Annotated in this window: 26 protein-coding genes and 1 pseudogene; 8 read left to right on the top strand and 19 right to left on the bottom strand. The window is 73.3% G+C overall.

Annotated elements, in window-relative coordinates; genetic code table 11:
* Positions 1 to 79: 79 nt before the first annotated feature.
* The 4 genes from NFX44_RS28235 to NFX44_RS28250 form a co-directional block, all read right to left on the bottom strand.
* Entirely contained in the window at positions 80 to 1,216 is a 1,137-nt protein-coding gene (locus NFX44_RS28235) for a glycerophosphodiester phosphodiesterase family protein (protein WP_315974648.1), read from the bottom strand.
* 77 nt (positions 1,217 to 1,293) lie between these two features.
* The gene (locus NFX44_RS28240) at positions 1,294 to 2,031 is read right to left on the bottom strand and encodes a hypothetical protein (protein WP_262286638.1); all 738 of its coding nucleotides are present in this window, start codon (positions 2,029 to 2,031) and stop codon (positions 1,294 to 1,296) included.
* Between the two features lie 90 nt (positions 2,032 to 2,121).
* Positions 2,122 to 2,592: a hypothetical protein gene (locus NFX44_RS28245; protein ID WP_262286639.1), complete on the bottom strand. Its 471-nt coding sequence runs from the start codon at positions 2,590 to 2,592 to the stop codon at positions 2,122 to 2,124.
* Between the two features lie 39 nt (positions 2,593 to 2,631).
* Entirely contained in the window at positions 2,632 to 3,153 is a 522-nt protein-coding gene (locus NFX44_RS28250) for a hypothetical protein (RefSeq protein ID WP_262286640.1), read from the bottom strand.
* A gap of 205 nt (positions 3,154 to 3,358) precedes the next feature.
* Between NFX44_RS28250 and NFX44_RS28255 the strand changes: the two genes are divergently transcribed.
* From NFX44_RS28255 to NFX44_RS28270, 4 genes are all read left to right on the top strand, one after another.
* Complete coding sequence (locus tag NFX44_RS28255) at positions 3,359 to 4,414, top strand: LuxR C-terminal-related transcriptional regulator (protein ID WP_262286641.1); 1,056 nt, start codon at positions 3,359 to 3,361, stop codon at positions 4,412 to 4,414.
* Between the two features lie 79 nt (positions 4,415 to 4,493).
* On the top strand, positions 4,494 to 5,027 hold the full coding sequence (locus NFX44_RS28260; protein ID WP_262286642.1) for a hypothetical protein: 534 nt from the start codon (positions 4,494 to 4,496) through the stop codon (positions 5,025 to 5,027).
* Between the two features lie 53 nt (positions 5,028 to 5,080).
* Positions 5,081 to 5,335, top strand: coding sequence for a helix-turn-helix transcriptional regulator (locus NFX44_RS28265; protein ID WP_262286643.1), 255 nt, complete (start codon positions 5,081 to 5,083; stop codon positions 5,333 to 5,335).
* Positions 5,336 to 5,385: 50 nt separating this feature from the next.
* On the top strand, positions 5,386 to 6,438 hold the full coding sequence (locus NFX44_RS28270; protein ID WP_262286644.1) for an NAD(P)/FAD-dependent oxidoreductase: 1,053 nt from the start codon (positions 5,386 to 5,388) through the stop codon (positions 6,436 to 6,438).
* Between the two features lie 4 nt (positions 6,439 to 6,442).
* Here the strand turns inward: NFX44_RS28270 and NFX44_RS28275 are convergent, their stop codons facing one another.
* The 3 genes from NFX44_RS28275 to NFX44_RS28285 form a co-directional block, all read right to left on the bottom strand.
* Complete coding sequence (locus NFX44_RS28275; RefSeq protein WP_262286645.1) at positions 6,443 to 6,862, bottom strand: PPOX class F420-dependent oxidoreductase; 420 nt, start codon at positions 6,860 to 6,862, stop codon at positions 6,443 to 6,445.
* A gap of 64 nt (positions 6,863 to 6,926) precedes the next feature.
* Positions 6,927 to 8,129 carry a D-alanyl-D-alanine carboxypeptidase family protein gene (locus NFX44_RS28280; RefSeq protein WP_262286646.1) on the bottom strand — a complete coding sequence of 401 codons (1,203 nt, stop codon included), beginning with the start codon at positions 8,127 to 8,129 and terminating at the stop codon, positions 6,927 to 6,929.
* Positions 8,130 to 8,519: 390 nt separating this feature from the next.
* Positions 8,520 to 10,499: a potassium transporter Kup gene (locus NFX44_RS28285; RefSeq protein ID WP_262286647.1), complete on the bottom strand. Its 1,980-nt coding sequence runs from the start codon at positions 10,497 to 10,499 to the stop codon at positions 8,520 to 8,522.
* Positions 10,500 to 10,840: 341 nt separating this feature from the next.
* Between NFX44_RS28285 and NFX44_RS28290 the strand changes: the two genes are divergently transcribed.
* Positions 10,841 to 11,152, top strand: coding sequence for a hypothetical protein (locus tag NFX44_RS28290; RefSeq protein ID WP_262286648.1), 312 nt, complete (start codon positions 10,841 to 10,843; stop codon positions 11,150 to 11,152).
* Positions 11,153 to 11,364: 212 nt separating this feature from the next.
* Here NFX44_RS28290 and rph read toward each other — a convergent pair whose 3' ends face one another.
* The 7 genes and pseudogenes from rph to NFX44_RS28325 form a co-directional block, all read right to left on the bottom strand.
* Positions 11,365 to 13,962, bottom strand: coding sequence for a rifamycin-inactivating phosphotransferase (rph, locus tag NFX44_RS28295; protein WP_262286649.1), 2,598 nt, complete (start codon positions 13,960 to 13,962; stop codon positions 11,365 to 11,367).
* Between the two features lie 242 nt (positions 13,963 to 14,204).
* The gene (locus NFX44_RS28300) at positions 14,205 to 14,861 is read right to left on the bottom strand and encodes an HAD family hydrolase (RefSeq protein ID WP_262286650.1); all 657 of its coding nucleotides are present in this window, start codon (positions 14,859 to 14,861) and stop codon (positions 14,205 to 14,207) included.
* The gene (locus tag NFX44_RS28305) at positions 14,858 to 15,091 is read right to left on the bottom strand and encodes a hypothetical protein (RefSeq protein ID WP_262286651.1); all 234 of its coding nucleotides are present in this window, start codon (positions 15,089 to 15,091) and stop codon (positions 14,858 to 14,860) included. The genes NFX44_RS28300 and NFX44_RS28305 overlap by 4 nt, the downstream gene beginning before the upstream one ends.
* Positions 15,092 to 15,129: 38 nt before the next feature.
* Positions 15,130 to 15,435: a hypothetical protein gene (locus NFX44_RS28310; protein ID WP_262286652.1), complete on the bottom strand. Its 306-nt coding sequence runs from the start codon at positions 15,433 to 15,435 to the stop codon at positions 15,130 to 15,132.
* Positions 15,436 to 15,554: 119 nt separating this feature from the next.
* Entirely contained in the window at positions 15,555 to 15,797 is a 243-nt protein-coding gene (locus tag NFX44_RS28315) for a hypothetical protein (protein WP_262286653.1), read from the bottom strand.
* A gap of 7 nt (positions 15,798 to 15,804) precedes the next feature.
* Positions 15,805 to 16,095, bottom strand: coding sequence for a helix-turn-helix domain-containing protein (locus NFX44_RS28320; protein WP_262286654.1), 291 nt, complete (start codon positions 16,093 to 16,095; stop codon positions 15,805 to 15,807).
* A 110-nt stretch (positions 16,096 to 16,205) separates the two neighbouring features.
* Positions 16,206 to 17,021: pseudogene (locus NFX44_RS28325) on the bottom strand (hypothetical protein); the annotation flags it as partial.
* Positions 17,022 to 17,183: 162 nt separating this feature from the next.
* Between NFX44_RS28325 and NFX44_RS28330 the strand changes: the two are divergent.
* Positions 17,184 to 17,792 carry a hypothetical protein gene (locus tag NFX44_RS28330; protein WP_262286655.1) on the top strand — a complete coding sequence of 203 codons (609 nt, stop codon included), beginning with the start codon at positions 17,184 to 17,186 and terminating at the stop codon, positions 17,790 to 17,792.
* 30 nt (positions 17,793 to 17,822) lie between these two features.
* Here the strand turns inward: NFX44_RS28330 and NFX44_RS28335 are convergent, their stop codons facing one another.
* Positions 17,823 to 18,185 carry a hypothetical protein gene (locus NFX44_RS28335; RefSeq protein WP_262286656.1) on the bottom strand — a complete coding sequence of 121 codons (363 nt, stop codon included), beginning with the start codon at positions 18,183 to 18,185 and terminating at the stop codon, positions 17,823 to 17,825.
* 141 nt (positions 18,186 to 18,326) lie between these two features.
* Positions 18,327 to 19,316: a winged helix-turn-helix domain-containing protein gene (locus NFX44_RS28340; protein WP_262286657.1), complete on the bottom strand. Its 990-nt coding sequence runs from the start codon at positions 19,314 to 19,316 to the stop codon at positions 18,327 to 18,329.
* Between the two features lie 74 nt (positions 19,317 to 19,390).
* Here NFX44_RS28340 and NFX44_RS28345 point away from each other — a divergent pair, with 74 nt between their 5' ends.
* Entirely contained in the window at positions 19,391 to 19,897 is a 507-nt protein-coding gene (locus NFX44_RS28345) for a tetratricopeptide repeat protein (protein WP_262286658.1), read from the top strand.
* Between the two features lie 53 nt (positions 19,898 to 19,950).
* Here NFX44_RS28345 and NFX44_RS28350 read toward each other — a convergent pair whose 3' ends face one another.
* Together NFX44_RS28350 and NFX44_RS28355 are read right to left on the bottom strand one after the other, a co-directional pair.
* A complete protein-coding gene (locus NFX44_RS28350; protein WP_262286659.1) occupies positions 19,951 to 21,324 on the bottom strand; it encodes an MFS transporter in 1,374 nt (457 codons plus the stop codon).
* Positions 21,321 to 21,668: a nuclear transport factor 2 family protein gene (locus NFX44_RS28355; protein ID WP_262286660.1), complete on the bottom strand. Its 348-nt coding sequence runs from the start codon at positions 21,666 to 21,668 to the stop codon at positions 21,321 to 21,323. Before NFX44_RS28355 ends, NFX44_RS28350 begins: the two co-directional genes overlap by 4 nt.
* A 77-nt stretch (positions 21,669 to 21,745) precedes the next feature.
* Here NFX44_RS28355 and NFX44_RS28360 point away from each other — a divergent pair, with 77 nt between their 5' ends.
* On the top strand, positions 21,746 to 24,361 hold the full coding sequence (locus NFX44_RS28360; RefSeq protein ID WP_262286661.1) for a LuxR family transcriptional regulator: 2,616 nt from the start codon (positions 21,746 to 21,748) through the stop codon (positions 24,359 to 24,361).
* A 12-nt stretch (positions 24,362 to 24,373) separates the two neighbouring features.
* Here the strand turns inward: NFX44_RS28360 and NFX44_RS28365 are convergent, their stop codons facing one another.
* A complete protein-coding gene (locus NFX44_RS28365; RefSeq protein ID WP_262286662.1) occupies positions 24,374 to 25,312 on the bottom strand; it encodes a helix-turn-helix domain-containing protein in 939 nt (312 codons plus the stop codon).
* Positions 25,313 to 25,381: the final 69 nt, after the last annotated feature.

The following is a 25,381-nucleotide window of genomic DNA, read 5'->3' on the forward strand; positions in this document are numbered from 1 at the left end:
GTTCATCGAGTGGCCGCCTCCGACGGAGCCGGCCCCTCGATGCTCCGCCGGGCCGCACGGGCTCGGCGGATCCGCCGGGTCAGACGATGTAGGCGTACAGGTCGACGATCGTGCCGTCCGCGCGATGCAAGCCCGCGGAGTCGCCCTTCGTGCCGTTCCAGACGGCGGTGGTGCGGCCGTTGTGGTAGTTGACCGCGTCGTTCCGGCCCGGGCCGGTGTGCACCCGCAGCAGCCCGCCCGGCGGAATCACGTAGCCGTCGCCCACCACGACCCTGGCGGACGACTGGCTGCGCAGGTACCAGCCGCTGACGTCCACCGGCTGGCCGGAGACGTTGCGCAGGACGGCGTGCTCGCCGGCCCGCTGCGGCTCGTCGCCGGGAGAGCGGCACACGATGTCCCGGACGACCACACCCGCAGCGCCCGGCACCGGGTCGCGCCCGTGCAGCAGGTTCCTCAGCGCGTACGGATAGTTCGTGATCATGCCGGCGACGCCGAGGTCGAGGGCCCGTCGCCACAACTCGGGCGAGTCGACCGTCCACGGCACGACGGCCATGCCCGCCTCGACGACGCGGGCCGCGTCCCCGGGTTGCAGCCGGCGGATGTCCGGGTTGACCGAGTAGACCCAGCCGGCGAGCTCGGTCAGCGTCCCGCCCGCCGGCACGTCGTAGGCGATCAGCGACACCGGGACGTCGTGCAGCCGCGCGTGGAAGTCCCGGAGGGCCTGCTCGTCGAAGGACCCGACGACGAGCGGCCGCGGCAGGGAGCCCCGCTCGATCTCGCCCCGACGCTCCCGCAGCCGCGCGGCGACGGCCCGCGCCAGCCCGGGATTCAACCCGGGCGACTTCAGCTCGAGGTTCAGGCCGACCCGGCCGCCGATCAGGTCGAGCAGCTCGTCGAAGGTCAGGATGTGCTGGCCGGCGAAATCGGCGTCGTACCAGCCCCCGGCGTCGAGCTTCCTGAGCTCGGCCAGGGTGAGGTCGTGCACGTTCCAGGGGGCGCGGTCGGCGAAGACCAGGCCGGCGTCGGTGGTGCGGGCGAGCGTGGTGTCGTGGATGATCACCAGCTCCCCGTCGGCGCTGAGCTGCACGTCGGTCTCGACGTAGTCGGCGCCCTCGGCGATCGCCAGCTCGAAGGCGGCCGCGGTGTTCTCCGGCGCCACACCGGACGATCCGCGGTGCGCGTACGTCGCGGCGCGCCCGCTGCTACGGCTGACCACCGCCTGACCCTAACCGAGACCCCGATGCCCTCCTCCCTCTCGGGGCGGCGCGACCGCGGCGGGACGGCGTCCGGCGGTTACCGGGACAGGTACGCCTTGATGCTGGTCGGGACGTGCCCTGCCGCGTCTGTCATGGCGGTCTGCGCCTCTCCTCGGACCGGCACGAGAGTGCCGAGCTTGGGCGGGATGACGATCAGGTCGCCGATCGGTACGACCCGTTCGGCCTGTTGCCGCTCAATGCCCTCCGGCTCGGTCCAGATGATGTACACCAGCCGGACGTGCATGGGCTCGCTGTCCTCGTTGCGCAGCGACACGGCGGCGAATGGGCTGTTGCGGTCGACCACGCGGCCGGAGTCGTCCACCGGGGCGACGATCGGCTCGACGCCGACCGCCGGCGCGTCGACCCTCTCCGCGGCACGGACGGACACGGCCACGTCCTCGGCCAACCGCGCGCCCTCGCCTGCGAAGATCAGCACGTCGAGGCCGCCGCCCGGTGCGACGACCAGCCGTCCCCGGTCGCTGCCGTAGACCGTCGTGACCTGCACTGCCGGTAGCGGCCTTCCGGTGGCGTCGAGCGCCGTGAACTCCAGTGTCGGGGCGACCATCCGGGCGCTGTCGTTGTAGATGGTCAGGGTCTGGTTCATGTACCCGGTCCCGGTGACCGGCGTGAACTGGAACCGCAGCAGGGAGGCGGGCGACGGTGGGGTGAGGAGCCCGCAGCCGGCCAGCAGCAGCGTGGCCACGAGCCCGGCGACCATCCGTAGTGCTGTCGGGGCCCCGTGGGCACGGGTCGAGGTCGAGGAGGGGAGCGGCACCGGCGCAGGATACGGCGGTGCTGATCGCCGCGTTGCCCCGAAGCGTCCGTCGGCGGCAGCGACTCGCTGTCCATGCCGGTCCGGAACCCTTCACTGCTGGACGCGGATGCTCCAGGTCACCGACTCCGGTGCCGTGACGGCCAGGGTGAGCGTGCGCGGGCTTCGAAGGTTGACCTGGTTGCGGGTGGCGGAGGCCTCCGAGCCGCACGGGATGTGGAACTGATCCAGCGGCTGGAACTCGACCCGGATGTCGGTGTCGGCCGGCGCGGAACAGGTCACGCTGATCCAGACGGGAACGTCGGACCGCACGTCGGCCCTGCCCACCAGCCGCGCGCCGTGCACCGGCGGCTGGTACAGCAGCGTCCGGGTCCCCGGCAGTTCCTCGGCCGGGGCGCCGAGCGAGGGGGCCGCCGGTGCGCTGGTGGCGGGGAGCCGGGCGCGGTCGGGCCGCGGGGCGGTGGTTCCGGCGCAGCCGGTGATCGACGGGACAGCGGCGGCAAGGGCGAGGCCGGCAAGGGCGGCAGCAGTTCGCATGGCGAGGTCCTGGAGGGGTACGGCCATGGCCCGCGCCCGATCCGCGCGCGGGCCATGGCGGGCGGATTAGTTCGTCTCCCAGTAACGCCAGCCCTCGGCGCTGGTCGGCACCTTGGCCGTGCCCGAGGACTTGAGCGCGGTGGAGCAGGACGCGCTGGTGTAGTAGTACCGCCAGCCGACGTTGTAACCCCAGGAGCCGTACTGCGCGTTGCCGTACTTTCCCGCGGTGATGTTGTGGTTGAACGTGTGACCGACCGTGATCGTGTTGCTCTGGGCGATCGACGCGCTGACCTCGATCTTGGCCTCCGCGACGATGCCGGAGACCGTGGCGCCGGCGCTGACGGTTGCGGTCGCCGTGATCGTGGTCGACTTGGTGACGCTGACGGACATGCTGCCGCCGGGACCGTCCTTGAAGTAGGCGCCCGAGGCGGGCATGTGGTAGCTGCTGCTGGACGTGATGTCGTAGAAGTACTCGGGCGGGCAGGCCAGCGTGCCGTTCTCACTGGCCAGTGCCGGAGCCGTCAGCGCCGCGCTGCCCATCACTCCGGACAGGACGGCCGCCGCCCAGCGGGAAACACCTCTGCGCATTTCTCCTCCTTGGTTCGTCGAGTGCGCCCACCGAAACAGGAGGCCGACGCCCGCCGTAAGAGCCGGCACCGGATCTGCGGAAGTGCGTACGGGCGACGCATGACCGCCGGCGGCGGTGGACCACGGCTGCGCAAAGACGCAAGGGAATGTCACAGTTCGGCCACGAACCCAGGATTGAATCGGCGTAGGTGATTGGTTTCCCGGTATGGCACCCCCGCTCGCCGCCACGGCGCCGCAGGCGCACCCGGCAACGCCGATCCGCCCGGCGCCGTCGCTGACGCGGTACGGCTTCACGCCCGCGACCGATCTCGTCTTCCGGTCGCTGACCGCGTACGGCAGTCAGACCGGCGGGCAGCTGGCACGCGATCTCGGCATGCCCTTGACGGTGGTCCTCGGCTGCCTGGCCGAACTCCGCGACGGCGGCCTGGTCTGCGAGCCGGCCGGCCCGCGCGCGGCGGGCGGGACGTGGCGGGCGGTGCCGCTGGCCCAGGCCATGACGGCGGTCGCGCACCTCTGCCAGCCCGGTGCCGGCGCGAGCGGCCGGCCGTCGGCCCGGTCGATGCGGCTCAGCGAGGAACTTGTCGAGCTCGGCGCCGGCGTCAACCACCTGACCACCCGGGACGCCGCCCGGCGCCGCCTGGCCGCCCTCGTGGGCATGGCCCGCCGCGAGCACCTGGCCATGAACCCGGAATCCGCCTTCGACGAGTCCGCCAAGACCGCCGCCGGTTCGATGGACCGCACGCTGCGGGAGCGTGGTGTCAGCGTACGGATGATCGGCGTCCAGCCCCGCGACGTGGACCTGCTGACCCCGTACGGCGGCATCGACGCCGGCGGATCAACGGACAGCTACCGGGAAAGTCCCGGCGTGCCGCTCAAGCTGATCGTCGTGGACCGGTCGGTGGCGCTGTTCCCGGTCGACCCGGGCAACTATGAACGCGGCTACCTGGAGATTCGCCACGCCCCGGTGGTGGAGTCGCTGGTCGCGACGTTCGAGCGGCACTGGCGGTCCTGCGCGACCGGCACGCAGGCCGGCCTGTTCCTCACCGACCGCGAGGCGGCCCTGGTCAACCTGCTCGCCCGTGGTCACACCGAGGCCCGGGCTGGACGGGAGCTGCGGATCAGCGAGCGTTCCGTGTCCGGCATCCTGCGTGCCCTCATGGACCGGCTGCGGGTGGACAACCGGTTCCAGCTCGGCCTGGTGCTCGGAGCCGCCGGGGTCTTCGGCCCACCGCCAGGACACGACCGGCCCCCGGCTGGCTGAGCCCGCCCACCAGTCCACCGAGCGCGCCGTGCGCGGTCGGTCAGCCTCGTCCACCCGTCAGACGTCTGAAAGGATCCCGATGACCCTGCGTCACGATGTGCGCACCGGGACGACGGCGGTGCTCGCCGCCGCGCTCGTCCTCGGCTCGCCCCTGCCGGCCGCCGCCACCAGTGAAACATGGGGCGGTGCCGACCAGATCCCGGTCTCCCAGTGCGCAACCGGCCAGGTCGAGTCCATCGACGCGGCCGGCAGCCTGCACGGTTGGGTCAACACCTGCGCCGCCACGCCCGCCGGCGCGGCGTACGCGGTCCTCTACTACTTCAGCGGACAGCTCAGCGGGGGCGCCCTGTACCGGTACGGGCCGACCGGAACCGCCGATCCCTTCGCCGTGCCGGTGCCGGTGCCCGTCGGCGACGGTGAGTACACCGCCTACTGCCTGGGTATCGGTCCTGGCTCGATCATGCCCGGGTCGCTTAACCGCTGCCTGCTCGTCACGCGCACCGGCGGGCAACTGGTGAGTCGGCCACTCAGCTACAAGGACCCGATCCTTGTCGGCAACGGCGGTGGCGGGGGCGGCAACTGCGCCACCTGCCTGCGGCCGCCCCCGGACTGACCCGAGCCCGGTCCCTTCCCGTCCGCACCGAACACGGTCCCCAGGAGGCTCCGGTGTCGCAGCTCCGGCTCTCACCGCGCGAGGCAGCGCTGATCGACCTGCTCGCGCGGGGGCACACCGACGCCACCGCGGCCCGGGAACTCGGGATCAGCCAACGGTCGGTGTCGAACATGATGCGGTCACTGATGGACCGGCTGCACGTGGACAACCGGTTCCAGCTGGGCGCGGCCCTGGGCGCCTTGAACATCGTCGCCTCGCCCGACCGCGTGGACGGCGCCGAGGCGCCAGCGGGAGGGGAGTCGGTGTGAGATCCATCGCCCGTGGGAAGTCCGGGCGAGCCGGGGAGGTTGTGCGGCACGTGCCGGAGACGGATGTGGTGGTTGTCGGGGCTGGGCAGGCGGGCCTGTCCAGCGCGTACCACCTGCGCTCCTCTGGTCTTGACTTCGCCGTTCTGGACGCCGACGCGGCGCCCGGCGGGGCCTGGCGGCACCGGTGGCCGACGCTGCGCATGGCGACCGTGCACGGCATCTTCGACCTGCCCGGAATGCATTTCACGCCGCCACCGCCGGACGAACCCGCCGCCGACGCGGTGCCGGCCTACTTCGCCGCCTTCGAGCGTGAATTCGGCATCGGCGTGCAGCGGCCGGTCGCCGTCACGGCCGTCCGGGACGCCGGCGACGGACGGCTCCTCGTCGAATCCGACAAAGGCACCTGGACCACCCGCGCACTGATCAACGCGACGGGGACGTGGACCAGGCCGTTCGTGCCGTACTACCCCGGCCAGGAGACGTTCCTCGGGCGGCAGCTGCACACCGCCCACTACCGGGGGCCGGCGGAATTCGCCGGGAAGCGGGTGGTCGTCGTCGGGGGCGGAGCGTCGGCCGTGCAGCTGATGGTCGAGATCGCCGATGTCGCGGCGACGACAACCTGGGTCACGCGTCGCCCGCCGGTGTTCCGGGACGGGCCGTTCACCCCGGACCACGGGCGCGAGGTGGTCGCCAAGGTGGAGGCACGCGTACGCGCCGGCCTCCCCCCGGGCAGCATCGCCAGCGCCACCGAGCTGGCGTGGACACCGCTGATGCGCGAGGCCCGGGAACGGGGTCTCCTCCGACGCCGGCCGATGTTCGACCGGATCGTCCCCGGCGGCGTCCAGTGGCGCGACGGCACCGCGCAGGACGTGGACGTCATCCTCTGGTGCACCGGCTTCCGGCCGGCGCTCGACCACCTGGCCCCCCTGCGCCTGCGCGGCCCTCGCGGCGGCATCGTCATGGACGGCACCCGCGTGGTCGCCGATCCCCGGATCCACCTGGTTGGCTACGGGCCGTCCGCCAGCACGGTCGGCGCGAACCGCGCCGGGCGGGCAGCGGTCCGCGAGCTGCGCGCGCTCCTGGCGGCGCCCGCCCTCGCCTGACCGCTCAGCCGATCTGGTCGTTGTCCTTCAGCGCGCCCCAGCCGTGCCAGCGGTCGATCTCGATGACGGCGCTCACCCGCCGGCGATCGCGCCGCGGGTACGCCCTCCCGGTGTAGTGCTGGGAGAGCCGGTCGATGTCGGCCAGGTCCTCGTCGTCGCGGAGTTCGACGACGCGCCCCAGGATCGTGACGTGGGTGTACCAGGCCTGCTCGTCGAGCACCGTCAGGGTGACCCGGGGGTCGTTGCGGAGGTGGCTGAGCCGGCGGCGGCCCTCGTCCATGTTCACCATGATCCGGCCGTCGTCCCACAGGTACCAGGTGGCCGCGGAGACCGGCTGACCGTCGGCCCGGAGCGTGGCGATGACCGCGGGGTTCGCCTTGCGCAGCATGGTGATCGCGGGTTCGGGCAGCGGCGGCTTCGACATGGTTCTCCTCCTCGCGACAGCGTGACCTCCGCAATGTACGCAACCGCCGGGCGGATCGTGCCGCCTACGGTTTGGCCGCCGCCCGCGCCGCCCTCCGCCGCCGGGGCACCGCCAGCAGCAGGACGGCCAGGACGCCGGCGGCGCCGACGCCGAGGACGGCCGGCCACGACGCCGGCCGCCCGGTGCGCGCCGGCCCGTGCTGCTCGGCCTTGACCTGGGCGACGGGACGGTCGTACTTCTTCTCGTCCGGGGTGACCAGGCGGCCGACCGACGCGCCGGGGGAGAGCGCGAAGCCCCAGTTCAGCAGCGCCGCCGCCTCGCCCAGGCTGCCCAGCGGCGCGGTTTCCGCGCCGAGCAGGGTCACGGCGAGCCGCCGGCCGTCGCGCTCGGCCACCCCCACGTACGTCTGCCGTGCCAGGTCGGTGAAGCCGGTCTTCCCGCCGAGCGTCCCCGGGTAGTGGTCCAGCAGGGTGTTGTCGTGGGTCAGGGAGAAGCCGGCCCGTCCCGGCGCTGCCGGTACCTCCGCCACCCGGGTCGCGACGTACCGCCGGAAGTCCGCGCGGGCGTAGGTGGCGCGCGCGATCAGCGCCAGGTCGTACGCGCTGGTGTACTGGCCGGGACCGTCCAGGCCGGACGGTGTGGCGGCGTGGGTCTGGCGTGCGCCCAGCCGGTGTGCCTCGTCGTTCATGGCCTGTACGCCGCCCGGCCGGCCGGCGGCGCCACCGCCGACGCGGGCCAGCACGTTGGCGGCGTCGTTGCCCGACTTCAGGAGGAGCCCGAGCCACAGGCTCTCGATCGAGTACCGGCCGCCGGGCACCAGCCCCATCACCGAGCTGGCCGGGTCGAGGTCCTGCAGATCCGCCCGGGTCACCTCGACCATCTGGTTCGGGTCGAGGTGGGGCATCAGGGCCGCGGCGAGCAGCATCTTCTGCACGCTGGCCGGCGTGCGGTGCTCGTGCGGTCCACACCCACCCAGCACCGCGCCACTGTCCAGGTCGGCCACGAGCCACGAGGTGGCGGTCACCGCCGGGGCCGCCGGCGCGCCGGCCGGGACGGACAGTCCCGCCGTCGCCAGCGACTCGCCGCCGACGGCGAGGTCGGCGGGAGCGACCGGTGGCGGAGACGGTGCGGCCGGTGGGGCAACCGGCGGCTTCACGGTCGGGCAGGGCAGGTACGGCGTGGCGGCCCGCGCCGGTGACGCGGACACCGTGGCGGGCACGGTCAGGACGGCACTGAGCACTACCGCAGCGGCGCGAATAATGGTCACGCCTTTGCACCGTAATCGCCCGCCATGCGGGCACGGCGCGGTTGCCGAAAGTGGTCCCGGGAGGGCGACAATTTCCGGCCTCGGCCCGACCGGCACTCCCTGAATGGACTTGTGCCGTTTCGGGCGGCTCGGAAAGTGCGATTTCCGGCGCGCTCGACCGGTGAATCGCGGCAGCCGGGACGTTCTCCGAATTAGTGGAGACGCGGGGCGCGGCCAGGTCAGGACGGGACGAGTGAGCAGAGCGTCGTCCATTCCGTCGAAACGCGCCGCCATGTCGTCGCCACGCCGGCGAGCGTCTGTCGACGACGATGGGCGACAAGGCGGCGTTGGCCGTCGTAGCCTCAGTCTGGGCGGGCGCTCGCGGAAGCGGAGGTGGCGGTGCTGCCAGGCTCAGACCGCGACCTCGGCGCTGAGGACGATGGTGCGTTCCTCCGGCAGGTGGAGGAATTCGGCGTGACTGGCGGCGTTGTGGGCCAGGGCGATGAACAGGCGCTTGCGCCAGACGGCCATGCCGGGCTGGCGCGTGCAACGCAGCGTGATCCGCGAAACGAAGTAGGAGACCTGGTCCTGGTCGAGGTTGATGTCCCTGGCCTGGGGGTGGGTGGCCGCGCGGCGAAGCACCTCGGGGAAGTCGGTGGGATCCTGGAAGCCGAAGAGGGCGTCGATGTGGATGATGCCGTCGTTCGGGTCGCCGAGGTCGTCGACGGTGAGGCGCTGGTCCCAGGGGATGTGGGGGACGTTGCCCGTGCGACCCGTGATGATCACAATTCGTTCGTGCCGGACGTGGTAATGCGCGACGTTCGCGCGCAACGCCAGGGGCGTGGTCTCCTTGTTCGGGTGGGGAAAGACCGCGGTGCCCGGCACCCACGGGATGTTCGTGGCGTGCAGGTGGTCGAGGAACTCGGGGAGCGGTCCCTCCCGTTCGATCCGCCGGGCGGTGACCAGCTCCGCGCCGCGCCGCCAGGTCAGCAGGACCGTGAACAGGATGATCGCGATGAGCAGCGTCAGCCAACCGCCGTGGGTGACCTTGGCCAGGTTCGCCGTGAAGAAGGTCAGCTCGATGCTGCCGAAGACGACGCCGAACAGCACCAGCCGCCAGGTGCTCCAGTGCCATCCCGCCCGGGCGACGACCAGGAACAGGGTCGTGGTGATCATGAAGGTGCCGGTGACCGCCACGCCGTAGGCGGCGGCGAGGTTCGTGGACGAGCCGAAGGCGAACACCACCACCAGGACCGCCGCGAACAGGCCCCAGTTCACTCCGGGTGCGTAGATCTGTCCGTACTGGCGGCGCGAGGTCTGCCGGATGCGCAGGTGCGGCAGGAAACCCAGCCGCATGGCCTCCCGGGACACCGAGAACGCCCCGGAGATCACCGACTGGGACGCGATCACGGTGGCCACGGTGGCCAGGACGACCATCGGCAGCTGCGCCCAACTCGGCAGCAGCAGGAAGAACGGGTTGTCGCGGCTTCCCGGCACCCGGAGGATCAGTGCCCCCTGGCCGAGGTAGTTCAGGGTCAGCGCGGGGAAGACGATCGCGAACCAGGCCCGGCGGATCGGAGCGCGACCGAAGTGCCCCATGTCGGCGTAGAGCGCTTCGGCGCCGGTGATCGACAGCACCACGGCACCCATCGCGATGAACGCGATCATCGGGTGGTCGACGACGAACAGGGCCGCGTACGTCGGTGACAGCCCGGCCAGCACCTTCGGGTGACGGATCACCTCGGCCGCACCCGCGACGCCCAGGCAGGCGAACCAGAGCAGCATGATCGGCCCGAACACGGCCCCGACCCGCCCGGTGCCCCAGCGCTGGATGGCGAACAGCAGGGTGAGGATCACCGCCGACGCCGGCAGGACCACGACCTCCAACCTCGGGGAGATCACCTCCAGTCCTTCCACGGCCGACAGCACCGAGATCGCCGGGGTGATCACGCTGTCCCCGTAGAACAGGGCCGCGCCGAGCGCCCCGAGCGCCAGCACGGTCTCGGCGCGGCGCTCACTGATCTTGAGCAGCGCCCGCCGGGCGAGGGCGGCCAGGGCCATCACGCCGCCCTCGCCCTCGTTGTCGGCCCGCAGGATGAAGATGACGTACTTGACCGAGACGATCAGGATGATCGACCAGAAGACCCACGAGATGACGCCGAACACGTCGGGAGCGTCCGGTGTCAGGCTGCGGTCCAGGGTGAAGACCGTCTTCAGCGCGTACAGCGGGCTCGTGCCGATGTCGCCGTACACCACGCCCAACGCGCCCAGCAGCAGGCCGAGCCGCGCCGCCGGGCGACCCGCCGGCGATGTCCGGGACGCCGTCCCGTCATCCTCCGGGGGTGCCGGGGCACCTGCCCCGGGCTGCTCGTTGCCTGCGCGCTCCGCCACCCCATAGGCATACCAACTTCCGGCCGCCCCTACCCCGGACCTGCCAACCTGGGTCGAAGATGCCACGACCGGTCCGGACGGGCGGAGGGCCGACAGCGGGGGAGACGTCACGACGTGCGGGGCGGCGCCAGCCAGTCGGCGATGTCGGCGACGACGGTCGGGTCGACGTGCTGCGCCGCCTCGTAATCGGCGGGGCCGGGGCGGCCGGTGCCCGGGAAGAACAGGTGGTTGTCGGCGTCGTAGACCCGAATGGTGACGTCGGGGCGGCGTCGCCGGCCAGGAGCACCAGGCCGGCGACGGACGGCTCCGCGGCGGCCACGCGCGGCGCGACCTTGCCCCCCATGCTGTGTCCGAGGACGAAGACGCGGGCGGGGTCCACTGTCGGCTGTCGCCTGGAGGTCGCCGACGAGCGCCGGGTACGCGGTGCGGTGGAGCGTCGATACCGCCTGCGCCAGGACCGGGCGGTCATCGACCCCGCCGTGATGGAACTCCTCTCCGCCGACGACCATCGACGGGCGTTCGCCACCGCGATGGCCGCCCTGCTCGCCGAGTTCGACGCCTACCTTGACCGCGAGAACGCCGACCCGGCAACGGACCTCGTCGGCTACCGACAGCACGCGCTCTGGCTCGACAGGACGAACTCCGCGAACTGATCGGCGAACTGCGGGCGGCCATCGCCCCCCGGCTGGCGAACCGGTCGACACCCGACCGCGCCCGATACCTTCTCAGCCCGATCCTCTTCCCGGCCGAGGAACCGAACACGGATCCCGACGCGGACCCGTCGGAGCCTCCGGCAGCCCCCGGCGCCGCCGCGGTCCGAGGCCCCGACGCCACCTCCGACCCGAGCCTTCGCTCGAAGGGTCGGTCAGGGCAGGATCTCCACGTAGCCGTCGGTGCCGTGCACGCGGATCCGCTGCCCGTCCCGGATCAGCCTGGTCGCGTGCTCCACACCGACGACGGAGGGCAGCCCGTACTCCCGGGCGACCACCGCGCCATGGGTCATGAGTCCGCCGACCTCCGTCACCAACCCCTTCACCGCGACGAACAGGGGTGACCAGCTCGGGTCGGTGTACGCGGTGACCAGGATGTCGCCCGGTTCGAGGTCGGCGTCGGCCAGGTCCAGGATGACCCGAGCCCGCCCCTCGACCACCCCGCCGGAGACCGGGAGGCCGACCAGCGCGCCGGATGGCACGTCGTCGCGACGGTACGCCCCGGTGATGGCCTCGCCCTCCGACGTGAGCACCCGGGGCGGTGTGAGCGCGTGATACGACCGGAACGCGTCCTTCCGCCGGCGAATGAGCTGGTCGTCGACCTGGTGCGTGCGTACGGCGTCGTGCAGCTCCGGGAACGTGAGGAAGAAGATGTCCTCCTGCTCGCGGAGCACGTTCGCCCGCACGAGGCTCTCGGCCTCCCTGAGCAGGGCCTGCTTGTAAACGAAGTAGCGGCTGACGATGGCGTACTTCGGATACTCCCGGTACCCGATGAAGGTGCGGACCCGGTCGATCATCCGCTTGGCCTCGGCCGCCTTCCGCTCGCCGTCCGGCAGGGCCCGCAGGCGTTCCAGGACGTCCTGTTCCTTCCTCGCCGCCTCCCGGCGCCCCTGCTCGAAGCGCCGCTCCCGGGCGCCCGGCGCGAAGTTCCTGATGTTGTCGAGGATGACGGGCACGAGGGTCGTCGGGCTTTCGCTCCAGCGCGGCCTCGTGATGTCGATCTCGCCGACACAGCGCATGCCGTACCTGTCGAGGAAGGCCAGGATGGCCTCCCGCGCTTCCGGGCCGCCCGGGAGCTTGGCCAGCTCGTCCAGGAAGTCCTCGTCCTCGGCCTCCCGCAGGAAGGCGACCACCTCCGCGTGCGGCCGGATGACGTCGGCGACGTCCAGGAGCGCCAGCCCCATCTCCGACGTGACGTTGTGCGGCGCGGACAGGGTGAGCGTGTCGGCCGCGTTCTTCTCGCCCAGCCACACCCGCAACTGGTCGTTGAGCCACCACGTGGCCTCCATGCCGGCCATGATCGCCTGCATGCTCCGCGGTTCGGCCAGGAACCGCTTGTGCTCCTGAAACGCCGCCAGGAGGAACTCGAACAGCGCCGGGCCGGACTTCGTCGCGATGTCGCGCCGCAGGGCGTCGATGGACGCCTGGCTGCGTTCGATCAGGTCGGTGACGATGGCCGGATCGGTCTCGATCGGCGCCGGCGCGCCGCCGGCGCGTGGCCCCGCCGGAGCCTGGTCGGGGAGCGACGGAAGGAAGTCGCCGCGGTCGATGACGGTCTCCAGCGCGTCCCTGACGAGGGGATCGGATCGTCCCGCCATCTCCAGCAGGCCGGCGCGGCTCGCCGGCGATGCCAGGGCCCGGGTGGCGTCGACGAACAGCCGGCCACCGGCGTCGTACATCGGTGCCATGGCCGTCAGCTGCCACATGGAGAGCCCCAGGGGCTTCATGGGGTCGGTCATCATCTGCTGGTGACCGACCGAGATGAAGACGTGGTTCCCTCCGTCGCCGGTCTCGGGGACGGGGAACAGCGTGGTGATCGGCCGACTCTGCACGATCTGGAAGTCGCCGTCGACCAGGCACCATTCGATGTCCTGGGGGTGGCCGAAGTGGGCTTCGATCCGCCGGCCCAGCTGCACCAGCCGGATGACCTGCGCATCGGTGAGCGCCGGCTGGTCCTGCCGCGCCGCGTCGATCGCCTGTTCGGTCGTCCCGCCGGCCGGCAGGGCGTGGACGGCGAGCCGCTTCGTGGCGATCGTCCGGTCGACGATCGCGCCGTCCCGCACCGTGTAGGCGTCCGCGTTCACCAGCCCGGAGACCAGAGCCTCGCCGAGGCCGAAGCTGGCCTCCACGGTGGCGACCTTCCGGTGGGACGTCACGGGGTCGGCCGTGAACAGGATGCCGGACACCTCCGGGAAGACCATCTTCTGCACGACAACGGCCATGTGGACCGTGCGGTGGTCGATGCCGTTCCGCTGGCGGTAGGTCACGGCCCGCTCGGTGAAGAGCGAGGCCCAGCACCGGCTGACGTGCTGGAGGACTGCGGCCGTCCCGATGACGTTCAGGTAGGTGTCCTGCTGGCCCGCGAAGGAGGCCGTCGGCAGGTCCTCCGCCGTCGCGCTGGATCGGACGGCGTAGGCGGCCCGCTCACCGAGCGCGGTGAGCGCCCGGGTGATCGCCACCGCCACATCGTCGGGGAGGGCGGTTCCCTCGATGGCCCGGCGGATCTCCGCGCTGGCCGCGCGGATCGCCTCCCGGTCGTCCGGGGTCAGGCGCGACAGCTCGTCGAGCCGGTCGTCGATCGACGGCGCCTCGGCCATGACCCGCCGGAAGGCGTCCGTCGTGACGCAGAAGCCGGGCGGCACGTCGATGCCGTCGATCCGGGTCAGCGCCCCGAGATGCGCGGCCTTGCCGCCGACGATCGCGGCCTGGTTCTCGTCGACCTCGGGGAGACCCCGCACGTACGGCTCGGTCATCGCGACACCTCCGAGGTGGCCTTCGCCGATGCCGTCAGCGACTCGACGTCACCGCGCCCCCGACCGGTCGCCCACAACATGCGCACGTCGTGCCCCGTTTCCTCGTCCGTTCCTGGGTCCGGCCGACGATTCTGCGGCACCACCCGGGTCTTGCGGCAAGACCCCTGGTGCGATATACATTAAAGTGGGACGAAGTTCGCGGGTCGTGAGCAGCGTGCGTTCTCCGCCACCGACCCCGGCCGTCAGTCGCTCGCCGCGTTGTGCTTCGCCACCAGGCTCGGGAGTTCGTCCAGCGAATCGATGCGGAACAGGCACTGCGCGGCCACGGCGGGCATGTCGAGGATGTGACCCCACGGGCCGCGCCGGATCAGGCACGTCTTCATGCCGGCCGCCATGGCCGGGCGTACGTCGTTGTCGGGCCGGTCGCCGACGTACAGGATCGACGACGCCTCGCCACCGCTCGCACGGATGACGTGCGCGAAGAAGGCCGGCGCCGGCTTCGCCACGCCCCAACCGTGCGACGTGCCGATCACGTCCACCGGCAGGTCGAGGGCACGGAGGGACGCCTCGGCATGGGCCGGCTGGTTGCCGGCCAGGCCCACGAGCAGGCCCTGGTCCTTCAGGGCCCTGAGGCACGATCGCGCGTCGGGGTAGAGATCCTCCTCGCCGAACGACTCCGGTTTGCCGGCGGCTGCCCGCCGTTCGAGCTCGACCGCCAGGTTGAAATCGGGCCGGAAGACCCGGAACGGTTCCTGCCAGTCGAGACCCCGGGCGATCGCCGCGCCGAAGACCGCCGAGAAGGTGTGCCGGGGAACGCCTAACCAGTCCGCCCAGGTCCCGAACTCGCGGGACTCGTCGAGAATCGTGCCGCCGACATCGAAGAAGACCGCGTCGATCACTTCGTTCCTCCGCCACCGTCGGGTCGTCGCTGGATCATAGGCGGACGTCGGGGCACCTCGTGGGCCCCGCGGATCCGGGCCTGGATCCAGCCGTTCGCCCAGGCGTGGAGGGCGGCCTCGATCCGGTCGCGGTTGCCGGTCCTGCCGGTGGCGGCCGACAGGTAGCTGCCGACGGTGCACTCGGAGAGGCGCGGGCGGGCCGCGATGTCGGCGACGATGGCGCCGTCCACGGTGACAGATGGTCCGGCCGGCCGGCCGGGCGTGCGGCTCAGCGCGGGGCGTGCCGGTCCGCCGCGGCGTACGAGGCGGCCGCGGTGAGCGCGGAGACGGCCAGCACCGAGGGCCACGCGCCGATGCGCCTGGCCAGCGGGTGCGACAGGCCGAAGGCGCCGGCGTAGGTCGCGAGCAGGGCCGCCGTCACGGCGGGGCTGGTCCGCCGGGCCCACTCGCGTCCCGCCAGCACACCGCCCGCCGCGAGGACCACGCCGCCGAGGGGACGGTTGCCGGTCCGGCGGGCGAGCTGCCAGCCGCCGATGAGGGACCCGGCGGTGGTCACTGCGGTGGGGAGGCCCATGTCGTGACCGTACACCGGGGAGCGCGCCCGGGTTCGAGCTCGGGCCGGCGCGGGCGGTGGGGACGCCAGAGCGGTTGACGGTCCGGCAAACCGGCCGTGCGCGGGTGGGTGAAGATGCTTCAATCCTTAGGATCGGCCGGCTCGCCGAGGAGGCCCACCAGCGCGGCGTCAAGGTCGAGGTACGGGACGGCGGCGCTGCCGACGCCGGAGACCCCCGCCGGGATCGCCGCCTGGCTGCTACGGCAGCGGGTGGTCCAGTTCCTGGTGCCGGTGCGCGCCGCGGTGAACATCGCCTGCGGCTCGTACGTCGTCCAGTCGTACCGGCTCGGCGCCACCGGCCTGGCGGTCGTGATCGCCCGCATCTCTCGCTCAGGTGTGCAGGGTCCGGCTCGGCGGAACGCCGAAGACGGCGCGGTAGTGGGCGGTGAATCGGCTGTGGCTCGGGAAACCCCAGCGGCTGGCGATGCGGCTCACCGTCTCCCGGCGTGGGTCGGCCTGCCGTAGCTCGTGGTGTGCCCGTTCCAGGCGGATCCGGCGCAGCTGGGCCATCGGGGTGCTGTCCGGGTGACGCCGGAAGGCCAACTGCAGGGCGCGGACCGAGACGGCGGCGGCAGCGGCGACATCGGCGGGACTGATGTCCTGCTCGGCGTGTTCCTCCATGAAGGCGATCGCCCGGCGGACAGCGGGCGCCACGGCGCCACGGCGTCGCGGCGGTCCTGTGCGGTGGGCTCGGTCCGGGCCGTGTTGGGAAACACGGCCAGGGCGGCGGCGGCCAGCGCACGGGCCGCGGCGCCGATGACCAGGGGCTCTCGGCTGGCCTCGGTGTTGCCGAGCACGGCCAGGCGGACATAGTGGGCGGTGGCCCGCCAGTGCTCCGCGAGGGCGGGGGAGGCGGGTTCGAGCGCGGTGAAGCGGATCGGCTCGGGCCGCCGCCGTACGTCGGGGAGCGCCAGCTGGGTGAACAGGTGGGTGTCCAGCTGGAGCAGGGCCACCTCGCCGGGCTGCCAGCGCAGCCGGTAGGGGCGTCCCGGTGTGGCGGCGACGAAGACGTCGCCGGGAACGTACTCGCCCTGCTCGCCGTCACAGCTGCGATCCACCCTGCTGGTCGCGGCTTCGCAGACGACCAGGGAGTTGATCTCCTCGACGGCGACCCGCAGGTCCGTGGACTGGGCGAGTCGATCGGCTTGGAACCGGCCGGCCCGCACGCCCCGGTGGCGCAGGTGGTAGTCGCGGTCGCTGCTGCTGAGGCGTAGGCCGCCGGCCCCGTAGGCGCCGGCGAGGTAGTCGCGGATGAGCTGTGGGTCGCGGCTGTCGAAGCGGTGGCTGATGGGACCGTCGGCACTCAACCGTCCTCCATGGGCTGACCGATGGTGCGGATGGGGTGCGAGAGGAACGCTGTGGTGGGAAGGGCGGCCGGAGTCACGGCGGCGGCGGACGGTGGCTCGGCGGCCGGGGACAAGCTGGTTCCGAGGTTTGCTCGTGCCGATGCTATTCCCGATCCGGGGAATCGCGCTCCCACGGGTGTTCCACGCGCGGGACTTGCGCGGAGCGATCAGGCGCCGCCGATCCTCTGCGCTGGCCGGCATAGTCCGGCGGTCGATGATCGGGAAGAGTGATCCCCGGTGTGGTCGCGCTCAACCTGTGGGGGCGCTTGTCGCGACGCGTCCTCCGCTGGCCCGTCGCCGCGGTGCGACCGGAAGGGAGTGGTGGTGGAGGAAACCGGTGCCCAGAGAGTGACGTCGGCGGTGGTGACCGAGACCCTCCGTCGAATCGACGAGGACCCGAGCCTGGCGCACCGTTTCGGCTGCCACCGCGCAGAGCTGGGTGGGTGCCTGCGGGAGCTTCTGCGGGAGGCGCTGGCGGGCCGGTCCGGTTCCGAACCGGTGCTGCTCCTCGAGCTTCAACGGCGGCTGCGGGTGACCCAGGACGAGTTCGACGCGTTCGGGCACCACCTGCTCACCGCGGTGCTCGCCCAACAGCTGGGTCCGGAGGTGCTGGTCCGGGTCGGTGCCGCACTCACGACGGCCCGCCGCCGGCTGGTGGGCGAGCCACCCGTCGCCGACGCCGCGTCCCGGCGCAACGTACGCGCCCGCAACGGCGCGTCCCGTCGCTACCGGGTCTCCGGCCCTCCCGCACACCTGCCCCGTCCGCCGGACTGGCGGTGCAGCGGGTGCGCCCACGAATGGCCCTGCCCCACGAAGCAGAGCCAACTGCTGGCGGAGTTCGGCGGGACGACGGCCGGACTGGCCGTCTACCTGGGAACCTGCCTGGTAGCCGCCACCCGGGACCTGCCCACCCTGCCCCTGGCGCAGGCCAGGGCCCGCTTCCTGGGGTGGCTGCCCCGCAGGCGGTACTGAACGGTTCCCCGGACCGGTCGGACCGTCTGCTCAGGACCGCCGGCCGCGTGTGCGCAGCGCGTCCTCCGACTGGACGTCGATGTCCGCGTCGTCCGGGAACGACCGCCCGGTCGGCGCCGGGTCCGGGGGCGCGCCGGGACCCGCCATCGGCGTACGGGTGGGCTCGACCGGCCCGAACCCGTGCCGGCCGGCGCGGCCCGACGGCGCGGCCGGCGCGTCGGCACGCCGCTCGCCGCGCCGTCCCTCGGGTACGGCGGTCTCCTCGCTGCCCTCGTCCATCGGATCGTGCTCGCCCAGGCCCCACGGCGGTTCCGCGTCGAAGCCGTCCCGGGTCACCCAGGGGTTCGCCGCCTCCGGCTGCTGCCTGTCGCCCCGCCCGCTGCTGCCCGTCATCGCGCACCTCGCTGGTCTCGTCCGCCGGTACCCGGGCCGATTGCCCGCCCCGGTCGACGTCATTCCCCGGACCGCCAGTCGTCCGCTCCGCCGGTTCGTCCGTAATACGCCCCGCTGCGCGGTCTGTCGCCCGCGCCGCCGTCAGGCGGGGAGTGTCCCGCTGAGCAGCGCGGTGCCCAGCGGCGTGCGGCGGTAGCGGATCTCGTGCCCGTGGCGCTCGCCCACGGCCAGCCCGGCCTCGCGGAGCACGGTCAGATGCTGCGACACGGTGCCGGCGGCCAGGGCGTGCCGGTGGGCCAGGACGGTCGTGCTGACGGGCTCGGTCAGCCCGGCCAGGAGGGTCGCGCGGCTGCGCCCGATGAGGCGACCCGCGGCCGCCAGCTCCTGCGTCCGCGTCGACTGCCACAGGGTGCCCAGGCCGCGCGCCGGATAGATCACTGTGGGCTGCCACGGCTCGTCGAGGATCACCAGAACCTGGTCGAACTTGAACGCGCTCGGGATCAGCAGCAGGCCCTCGCCGGTGAGCTGGCGGTCCTCGTGGTCACCGCGGTCGCGCGTGAGGACCCCGTCGTGCCAGCGCAGCTGGGGGTGCAGTTCGGCGAAGAGGCGGTCCAGGCCGCCCTCGGCGAGCCGGCGGCTCTGATGGGCGACGTCGGCGTCGAGCAGGGCGCGGACGTTCGGCCACACCGGCCGGATCACCTCGTCCCACACGTTCCGGATCACGCCGGTGAGCAGGCGCAGCGCGTCGGCCGGGTCGGCCAGCAGCCGGCGGCCCACCGCGGTGCGCGCCGCGCCGCGGGTCTCGTGCAGCGAGCGGGCGATCTCCTCGGCCACCCGGTCGAGGGGGGTCGCCTCGATGCGGGCCAGTTCGTCCTCGAAGCGGGGGCGTGCCGTGGTCGGCGGCGGGGACAGGAAGTCCGGGCTGTAACCGCGGCGGGGTTGCAGCAGCGTGACCGGGCGAAGGTCCAGCGCCGCCAGGCGGTCCCGCATCGCGTGGAGGAAGCCCTGGTGGTAGCCGGGGGTGTCCTCGGGCGTGGTCAGCCGGATGGCCTCGATCGTCTCCAGCGCCGGCGACACGGCGAACCGGCAGCGCATGAGGTCGGCCGGGCTGAACCGCAGGGTGATCGCCATGCCCGTCCCTCCGGTGATTCGCTCCTCGCCGAATCACTGGCGACACCCTACCCGTTCCGGCCACCATCGCCGCCATGACGACATCACCGGACTGGGAACGACGTAGCGCCGAACTGTGGGCCACCATCGACGACCACGAACCCGAGGAGTTCCGCAGACGCGTCGACGCGCTCGCCGCCGAGCTGCCGGACGGCGACCCCGTGGCCGCGTTCGAGCGCGCCTGCGCCTTCGACTCCACCGGCCACTCCGACCGGGCCGTGCCGCTGTACCGGGCCGCGCTGGCCGGTGGCGTCTCCGGCATCCGCCGCCGGCGGTCGGTGATCCAGTTGGCCAGCTCGCTGCGCAACATGGGCCGGGCCGAGGAGTCGGTCGACCTGCTGACGGCCGAGCGGCAGCAGCCCGCCGACGAGCTCGACGACGCGGTCAGCGCCACGCTGGCTCTGGCGCTGACCAGCGTGGGCCGTGAACGGGAGGCCGTCGCCGTCGCGGTTGCCGCGCTGGCCCCGCACCTGCCCCGCTACCAGCGTTCCATGGCCAACTACGCCCGCCTGCTGGTCGAGCCCGAGGCGGCGCAGAGCTAGGAGGCACCGACACACCGGCCGCCGTCGCGTGGACGGCGGCCGGTGTGTCGGCGTCATCGCCTCGGCAACAGTTGGATGACCGCGGCCAGCGCGAGTTCCAACGCGATGAGCGCGACCAGCCCGGCGCGGAACCCGCCGGTCAGGTCGGCGGCCTGGTAGAAGACGATGCCGATCAGGGCCACCCCGACGGCGTTGCCGGTCTGGTTGACCGTGGCGAGCACGCCGGCGGCGGCGCCGGTGTGCGATGGGCTGACCCGGGCGAGCACCGTGGTGGTGAGCGGCGCGAGCGCGATGCCCATCCCGATGCCGTCCACGGCGAGCCCCGGCACGAGCCAACCGGTCCCGTGGCCGGCCGCCTCCCACATGCCGTACAGGCCCAACACCATCACCAGCGCGCCGACCGTGACCACCTGGCGACCGAGCCGGGCGGCGATCCGGTGGGCGTACGTCGAGGTGGCCAGGTAGCCGGCGCCGATCGCGGTGAAGACGACGCCCGACTCCAGCGCCGACAGGCCCCGCTCGACCTGCAGGTAGAGGGCCAGGATGAGGAAGAAGGAGGCCTGCCCCATCCAGAACACCTGGGTCGCCACCAGCCCCACCGAGAACGCCCGCTCCCGGAACAGCGTCAGGTGCACCAGGGGTTGCCCGTTGCGCCGCTGGGTCGCCACGAACAGCGCGAACAGCAGCACCGAGGCGGCCAGGCTGAGCCACGTCCACAGCGGCCAACCCTGTTCCCGCCCCTCCACCAGCGGCAGCACCAGCGCCACCAGCGCCGCGCTGACCAGGACCACGCCGGCCAGGTCGAGCCGGGCCGCCGGCTGGCGGGACTCGGGCACCCGCCGGAGGATGACCAGCGCGGCCACGCCGATCGGCAGGTTGATCAGGAAGCACAGTCGCCAGTCCAGGCCGAACAGGTCGGCCTGGATGAGCAGGCCGCCGATCAGCTGCCCGAAGACGGCGCCCAGGCCCATCGTCAGGCCGTACCGGGCGAACGCCTTCGGCTGCTCGGCGGGCGCGACGCTGGTCCGCACGATGGCCAGCACCTGCGGCATGAGCAGCGCCGCGGCGAGCCCCTGCAGCACCCGGGCGCCGAGCAGGACGCCCGCGGTGGGCGCCAGCCCGCAGAGCACGGAGGCGGCCGTGAACAGCGCGAGGCCGAGCCCGAAGATCCGGCGGCGGCCGTACCGGTCACCCAGCCGGCCGCCGGTGATCAGGCCGGCGGCCACCGCGAGGACGTAGCCGGCGACCACCCATTCCAGGGCGGCCGGGCCGGCGTGCAGGTCGCGTTGCATCGCCGGCAGTGCCACGTTGACGATGAACGCGTCGATCGCGGTCATGAACGTGGCGGTCAGCAGCACCGGCAGGAAGCCGCCGGCGCGGGCGGCCGGGGCGGTGACCGCCGCCGGCCGCGCGGCCAGGACGGTCATGCCGGCACCCGGTCCAGGAAGCCGTGCACGGTGGCGATCCGGCCGTCGGCGATCACCGCCACGTCGAAGCCGATCACGATCGGCTCGGCGCCGCGCGGGCCGAGGTGCCAGGTGAACCGGGCCAGGTCGTGGTGCGCGTCGACCGGGCCGGCGAGGCGGAACTCCAGGCCGGGGAACTGCTGCTGCACGCCGGCGATCAGCGCGTCGATCTGGTCGCGCCCGGCGACGGCGGCCAGCGGGTCGGTGTAGGTCCCGTCGGCGGTCCAGACCTCGTCGACGAGGGCTCGGCGGGCGGCGGGGTCGGTGGTGTTCCAGGCGGTGAGGTACTTCTCGATCAGTTCCATGGCCACGACGCTAGGGATGATCCGGAGCCCGGGAATCGGTAGCGCTTAGGTACCGCGTACCTGTGTAGGGTGCGGGAATGTTGCACGGCCGCGGCGCAGAGCAGGACCGGATCGCGGCCCTGGTGGCGCGGGCCCGGACCGGCCGCAGCGCCGCGCTGGTGCTGCGGGGCGGCCCGGGCATCGGCAAGACGGCGCTGCTGGACTGGGCGGCCGAGCTGCCGGCACCGGCCGCCGGCCCGGCGCGCGTGCTGCGCGCCAGCGCCGCCGAGTTCGAGGCCGAGCTGCCGTTCGCCGGGCTGAGCCAGCTCGTGCGGCCCGCGCTCGACCGCCTCGACCGGCTGCCCGGGCCGCAGCGGCAGGTGCTCGCCGCCGCGTTCGGCCTCGGCGGCGGCGCCCCGGCCGACCGGCTGCTCGTGGGGCTCGCCGTGCTGTCGCTCCTGGCGGACCTCGCCGAGGACGGTCCACTGCTCTGCCTCGTCGACGACGCGCACTGGCTGGACACCGTCTCCGCCGAGGCGCTGCTCTTCGCCGCGCGCCGGCTGCACGCCGAGGGCATCGTCATGATCTTCGCGGCCCGGGACGGCAGCTTCCCCGCCCCCGGCCTGCCCGAGCTGACCGTCGGCGCGCTCGCGCCGGCCGACGCCGCCCGGCTGCTCGACCCGCGGCTCGCGCCGGAGGTGCGGATGCGGGTGCTCGGCGAGGCGCAGGGCAACCCGCTCGCGCTGATCGAGCTGCCCGGAGTCCTCGCCGCCGGCGGGACCGACGGCCCGCTGCCGCTGACCGACCGGCTGCTCGCGGCGTTCCACGGCCAGGTCGACCGGCTGCCCGCCGGCACCCGGGCGCTGCTGCGCGTCGCCGCCGTCGAGGACACCGGTGACCTCGACGTGCTGCTGCGCGCCGCCGCGCCGCTCGGCGGCGGCCCCGCGGACCTGCGCGCGGCCGAGGAGGCCCGGCTCGTCGAGGTCACCGGACGGCGGCTGCGGTTCCGACACCCGCTGGTCCGCGCCGCGGTGCACGCCGCCGCACCGTATCCGGAGCGGCTCGCCGCGCACCGGGCGCTCGCGGACGTGCTCACCGCGCCGGACACCGCCGACCGGCGGGCCTGGCACCTCGCCGCGGCCACCACGGGGCCGGAGGAGCGGGTGGCCGCCGCGCTGGAACGCACCGCCGAGCAGGCCCGCGGGCGCAGCGGCTACGGCGCCGCCCTGGCCGCGTTCGAGCGCGCCGCGGAGCTGAGCGGGGACGAGGCCGCGAAGGCGCGCCGCCTACTGCTGGCCGCGGAGAGCGGCCTGCAGTCCGGGCACCTCGGCGACGCCGTCCGGCTCGCCGAGCGGGCGGCCGGCCTCGTGGACGACCCGACCTTCCACGCCCGCGTCGCCTGGGTCGAGGGGCACGCCTGGTTCTGGCAGGGCGGCCACCAGACCGCGTACGACCTCATGACCCAGGGTGCGACGCTCGACCCGGAACAGCGGGACGCGCTGCTGGTAGCCGCGTTCCACCCGGCCTGGTACCTCGGTGAGCCGCAGCTGGGCGCCTGCCTCGACCAGCTCGCCACGCTCGACCATCCGGTGGCCCGCTACCAGGTCGCCGCCGTGCGCGACCGGCCGCTGCCGCTGGCCGCGACCGCCGCCCAGGTGGGCGGCGAACCCCGCGACCGGCTGCAACTCTGCGGGCTCGGCTTCGTCGCCGGGCAGGACGCCGAGACGTACGAGCTGGCCGGTGCCCTGGTGGCCCGCTGCCGGGCCGACGGCGTCCTCGGCCTGCTGCCCACCCTGCTGTTCTTCCTCGCCGAGGCGGAGTTCTTCCACGGCCGGCACCGGGACGCCACGGTCAGCCTCGACGAGGCGGTGCGGGTGGCCCGGGACGGCGGTCAACCGCTCTGGGTCAGCCAGTTGCGTGCCGTCCAGGCGGTGCTCGCCGCGGTGGCCGGTGACGAGGCGCGTTGCCGGGAGCTGGTGGCCTCGGCGCTGGACGGCGCCCCGGCGGGCGCGGAGGCGGGCGGTCGGGCGTGGACGCTGTGGGCGCTGGGCCTGCTCGACCTCGGCCAGGGCCGCGCCGAGTCCGCGGTGGCGCGGCTCGCCGCCCTGCAGGAGAACCCGTACGCCCACCAGGTGTGCGCGTACCGGAGCGTGCCGGACCTGGTCGAGGCGGCCGTCCGGGCCGGCGTGCCCGAGCGGGCCGACGAGGCGTACGCCCGCTTCCGGGCCTGGGCGGAGCGGGTGGACCAGCCGTGGGCGATGTCCCTGGCGTACCGGTGCCGGGCGCTGCTCACCGGCGACGAGCAGGATCACCTGCTCGCCCTGAAGGCCGGTGGCCGCCCGTTCGAGCAGGCCCGCACCGAGCTGCTGTACGGGGAGTGGTTGCGCCGCGCCCGCCGCAAGGCCGAGGCGCGCGGCCAGCTGCAGCGCGCCCTGCACACGTTCGACCAGTTGGGTGCGGCGCCGTGGGCGGCGCGGGCGCGCGGCGAGCTGGAGGCGACCGGGCTGCGCAGCCCGCAGCCCGCGGCGTCGGCCGGCGCCGACCTCACCCCGCAGGAGCTGCAGATCGTCCGGCTGGCCGCGACGGGACTGTCCAACCGGGACATCGCCGCGCAGCTTTTCCTCAGCCCGAAGACGGTCGCGTACCACCTGTACAAGGCCTACCCGAAGCTCGGCGTGGCCGGCCGCGCGGAGCTGAGCGCCCTGGCGCTGTGAGGACGGCGGGGGTCAGGTGCTGCGGAAGGTGCGCCGGTAGGTCTCCGGCGGCACGCCGACGGTCCGGTTGAAGTGCCGGCGCAGTGTGGTGGCGGTGCCCATGCCGGCCGCCCGGGCGATGGCGTCGACGCTCCGGTCGGTGTTCTCCAGCAGCTCCTGGGCCCGGCGGATCCGCTGCGTCGACAGCCACTGCAGCGGGGTGGTGCCGGTTGCCGCCACGAAGTGGCGGGCCAGGTTGCGCGAACTCATGTTCGCCTGGCGGGCCAGGTCCTCCACGGTCAGCGGACGGTTCAGGCGGGCCATCGCCCACGGCAGGAGGTGGGCGAGGGGATGGTCGTCGCGTGCGGGCACCGGGGTGGTGACGAACTGGGCCTGGCCGCCGGCCCGGTGCGGCGGCACGACCAGGCGGCGGGCGACGGCGTTGGCGACCGTCGAGCCGTGGTCGCGCCGGATCAGGTGCAGGCACAGGTCGACCGCGGCGGCCTTGCCGGCGGAGGCGAGCACGGTGCCGTTGTCGACGTAGAGCACGTCCGGGTCGACCCGTACCCGGGGATGGCGGGCGGCCAGCTCCTCGGTGTGGGCCCAGTGCGTGGTGGCGCGCAGCCCGTCCAGCACCCCCGCGGCGGCCAGCACGAACGCGCCCGTGCACAGCGAGACCAGCCGAGCGCCCGCCTCGTGGGCCGCGCGGACGGCGTCGAGCAGCTCGGGTGGCACGTCCGCGTCGATGTCCGCCACGGCGGGAACGATCACGGTGTCGGCGCGGGCGAGCCGGTCCAGGCCGTCGTCGGGTTCCACCCGGAACCTGCCGATCCCGACCGGGCCCGGGCCGCAGACCACGAGGTCGTACCACGGGTCCGCCAGGCCGGAGGGGTCGCGGGCGAAGACCTCGCACGCCATGGCGAACTCGAAGTGCAGCATCCCGTCGGTGGCGGCGAGCGCGATCGTGGCCATGTCTGAAACTGTACGGGGCATGGCGTTCCAGACACTGGTCCGGGCCGGCCGTCGCGGGGAAGATCGTCT

This window comes from Micromonospora sp. MA102 (assembly GCF_025460765.1).
Lineage (GTDB): Bacteria > Actinomycetota > Actinomycetes > Mycobacteriales > Micromonosporaceae > Micromonospora > Micromonospora halotolerans.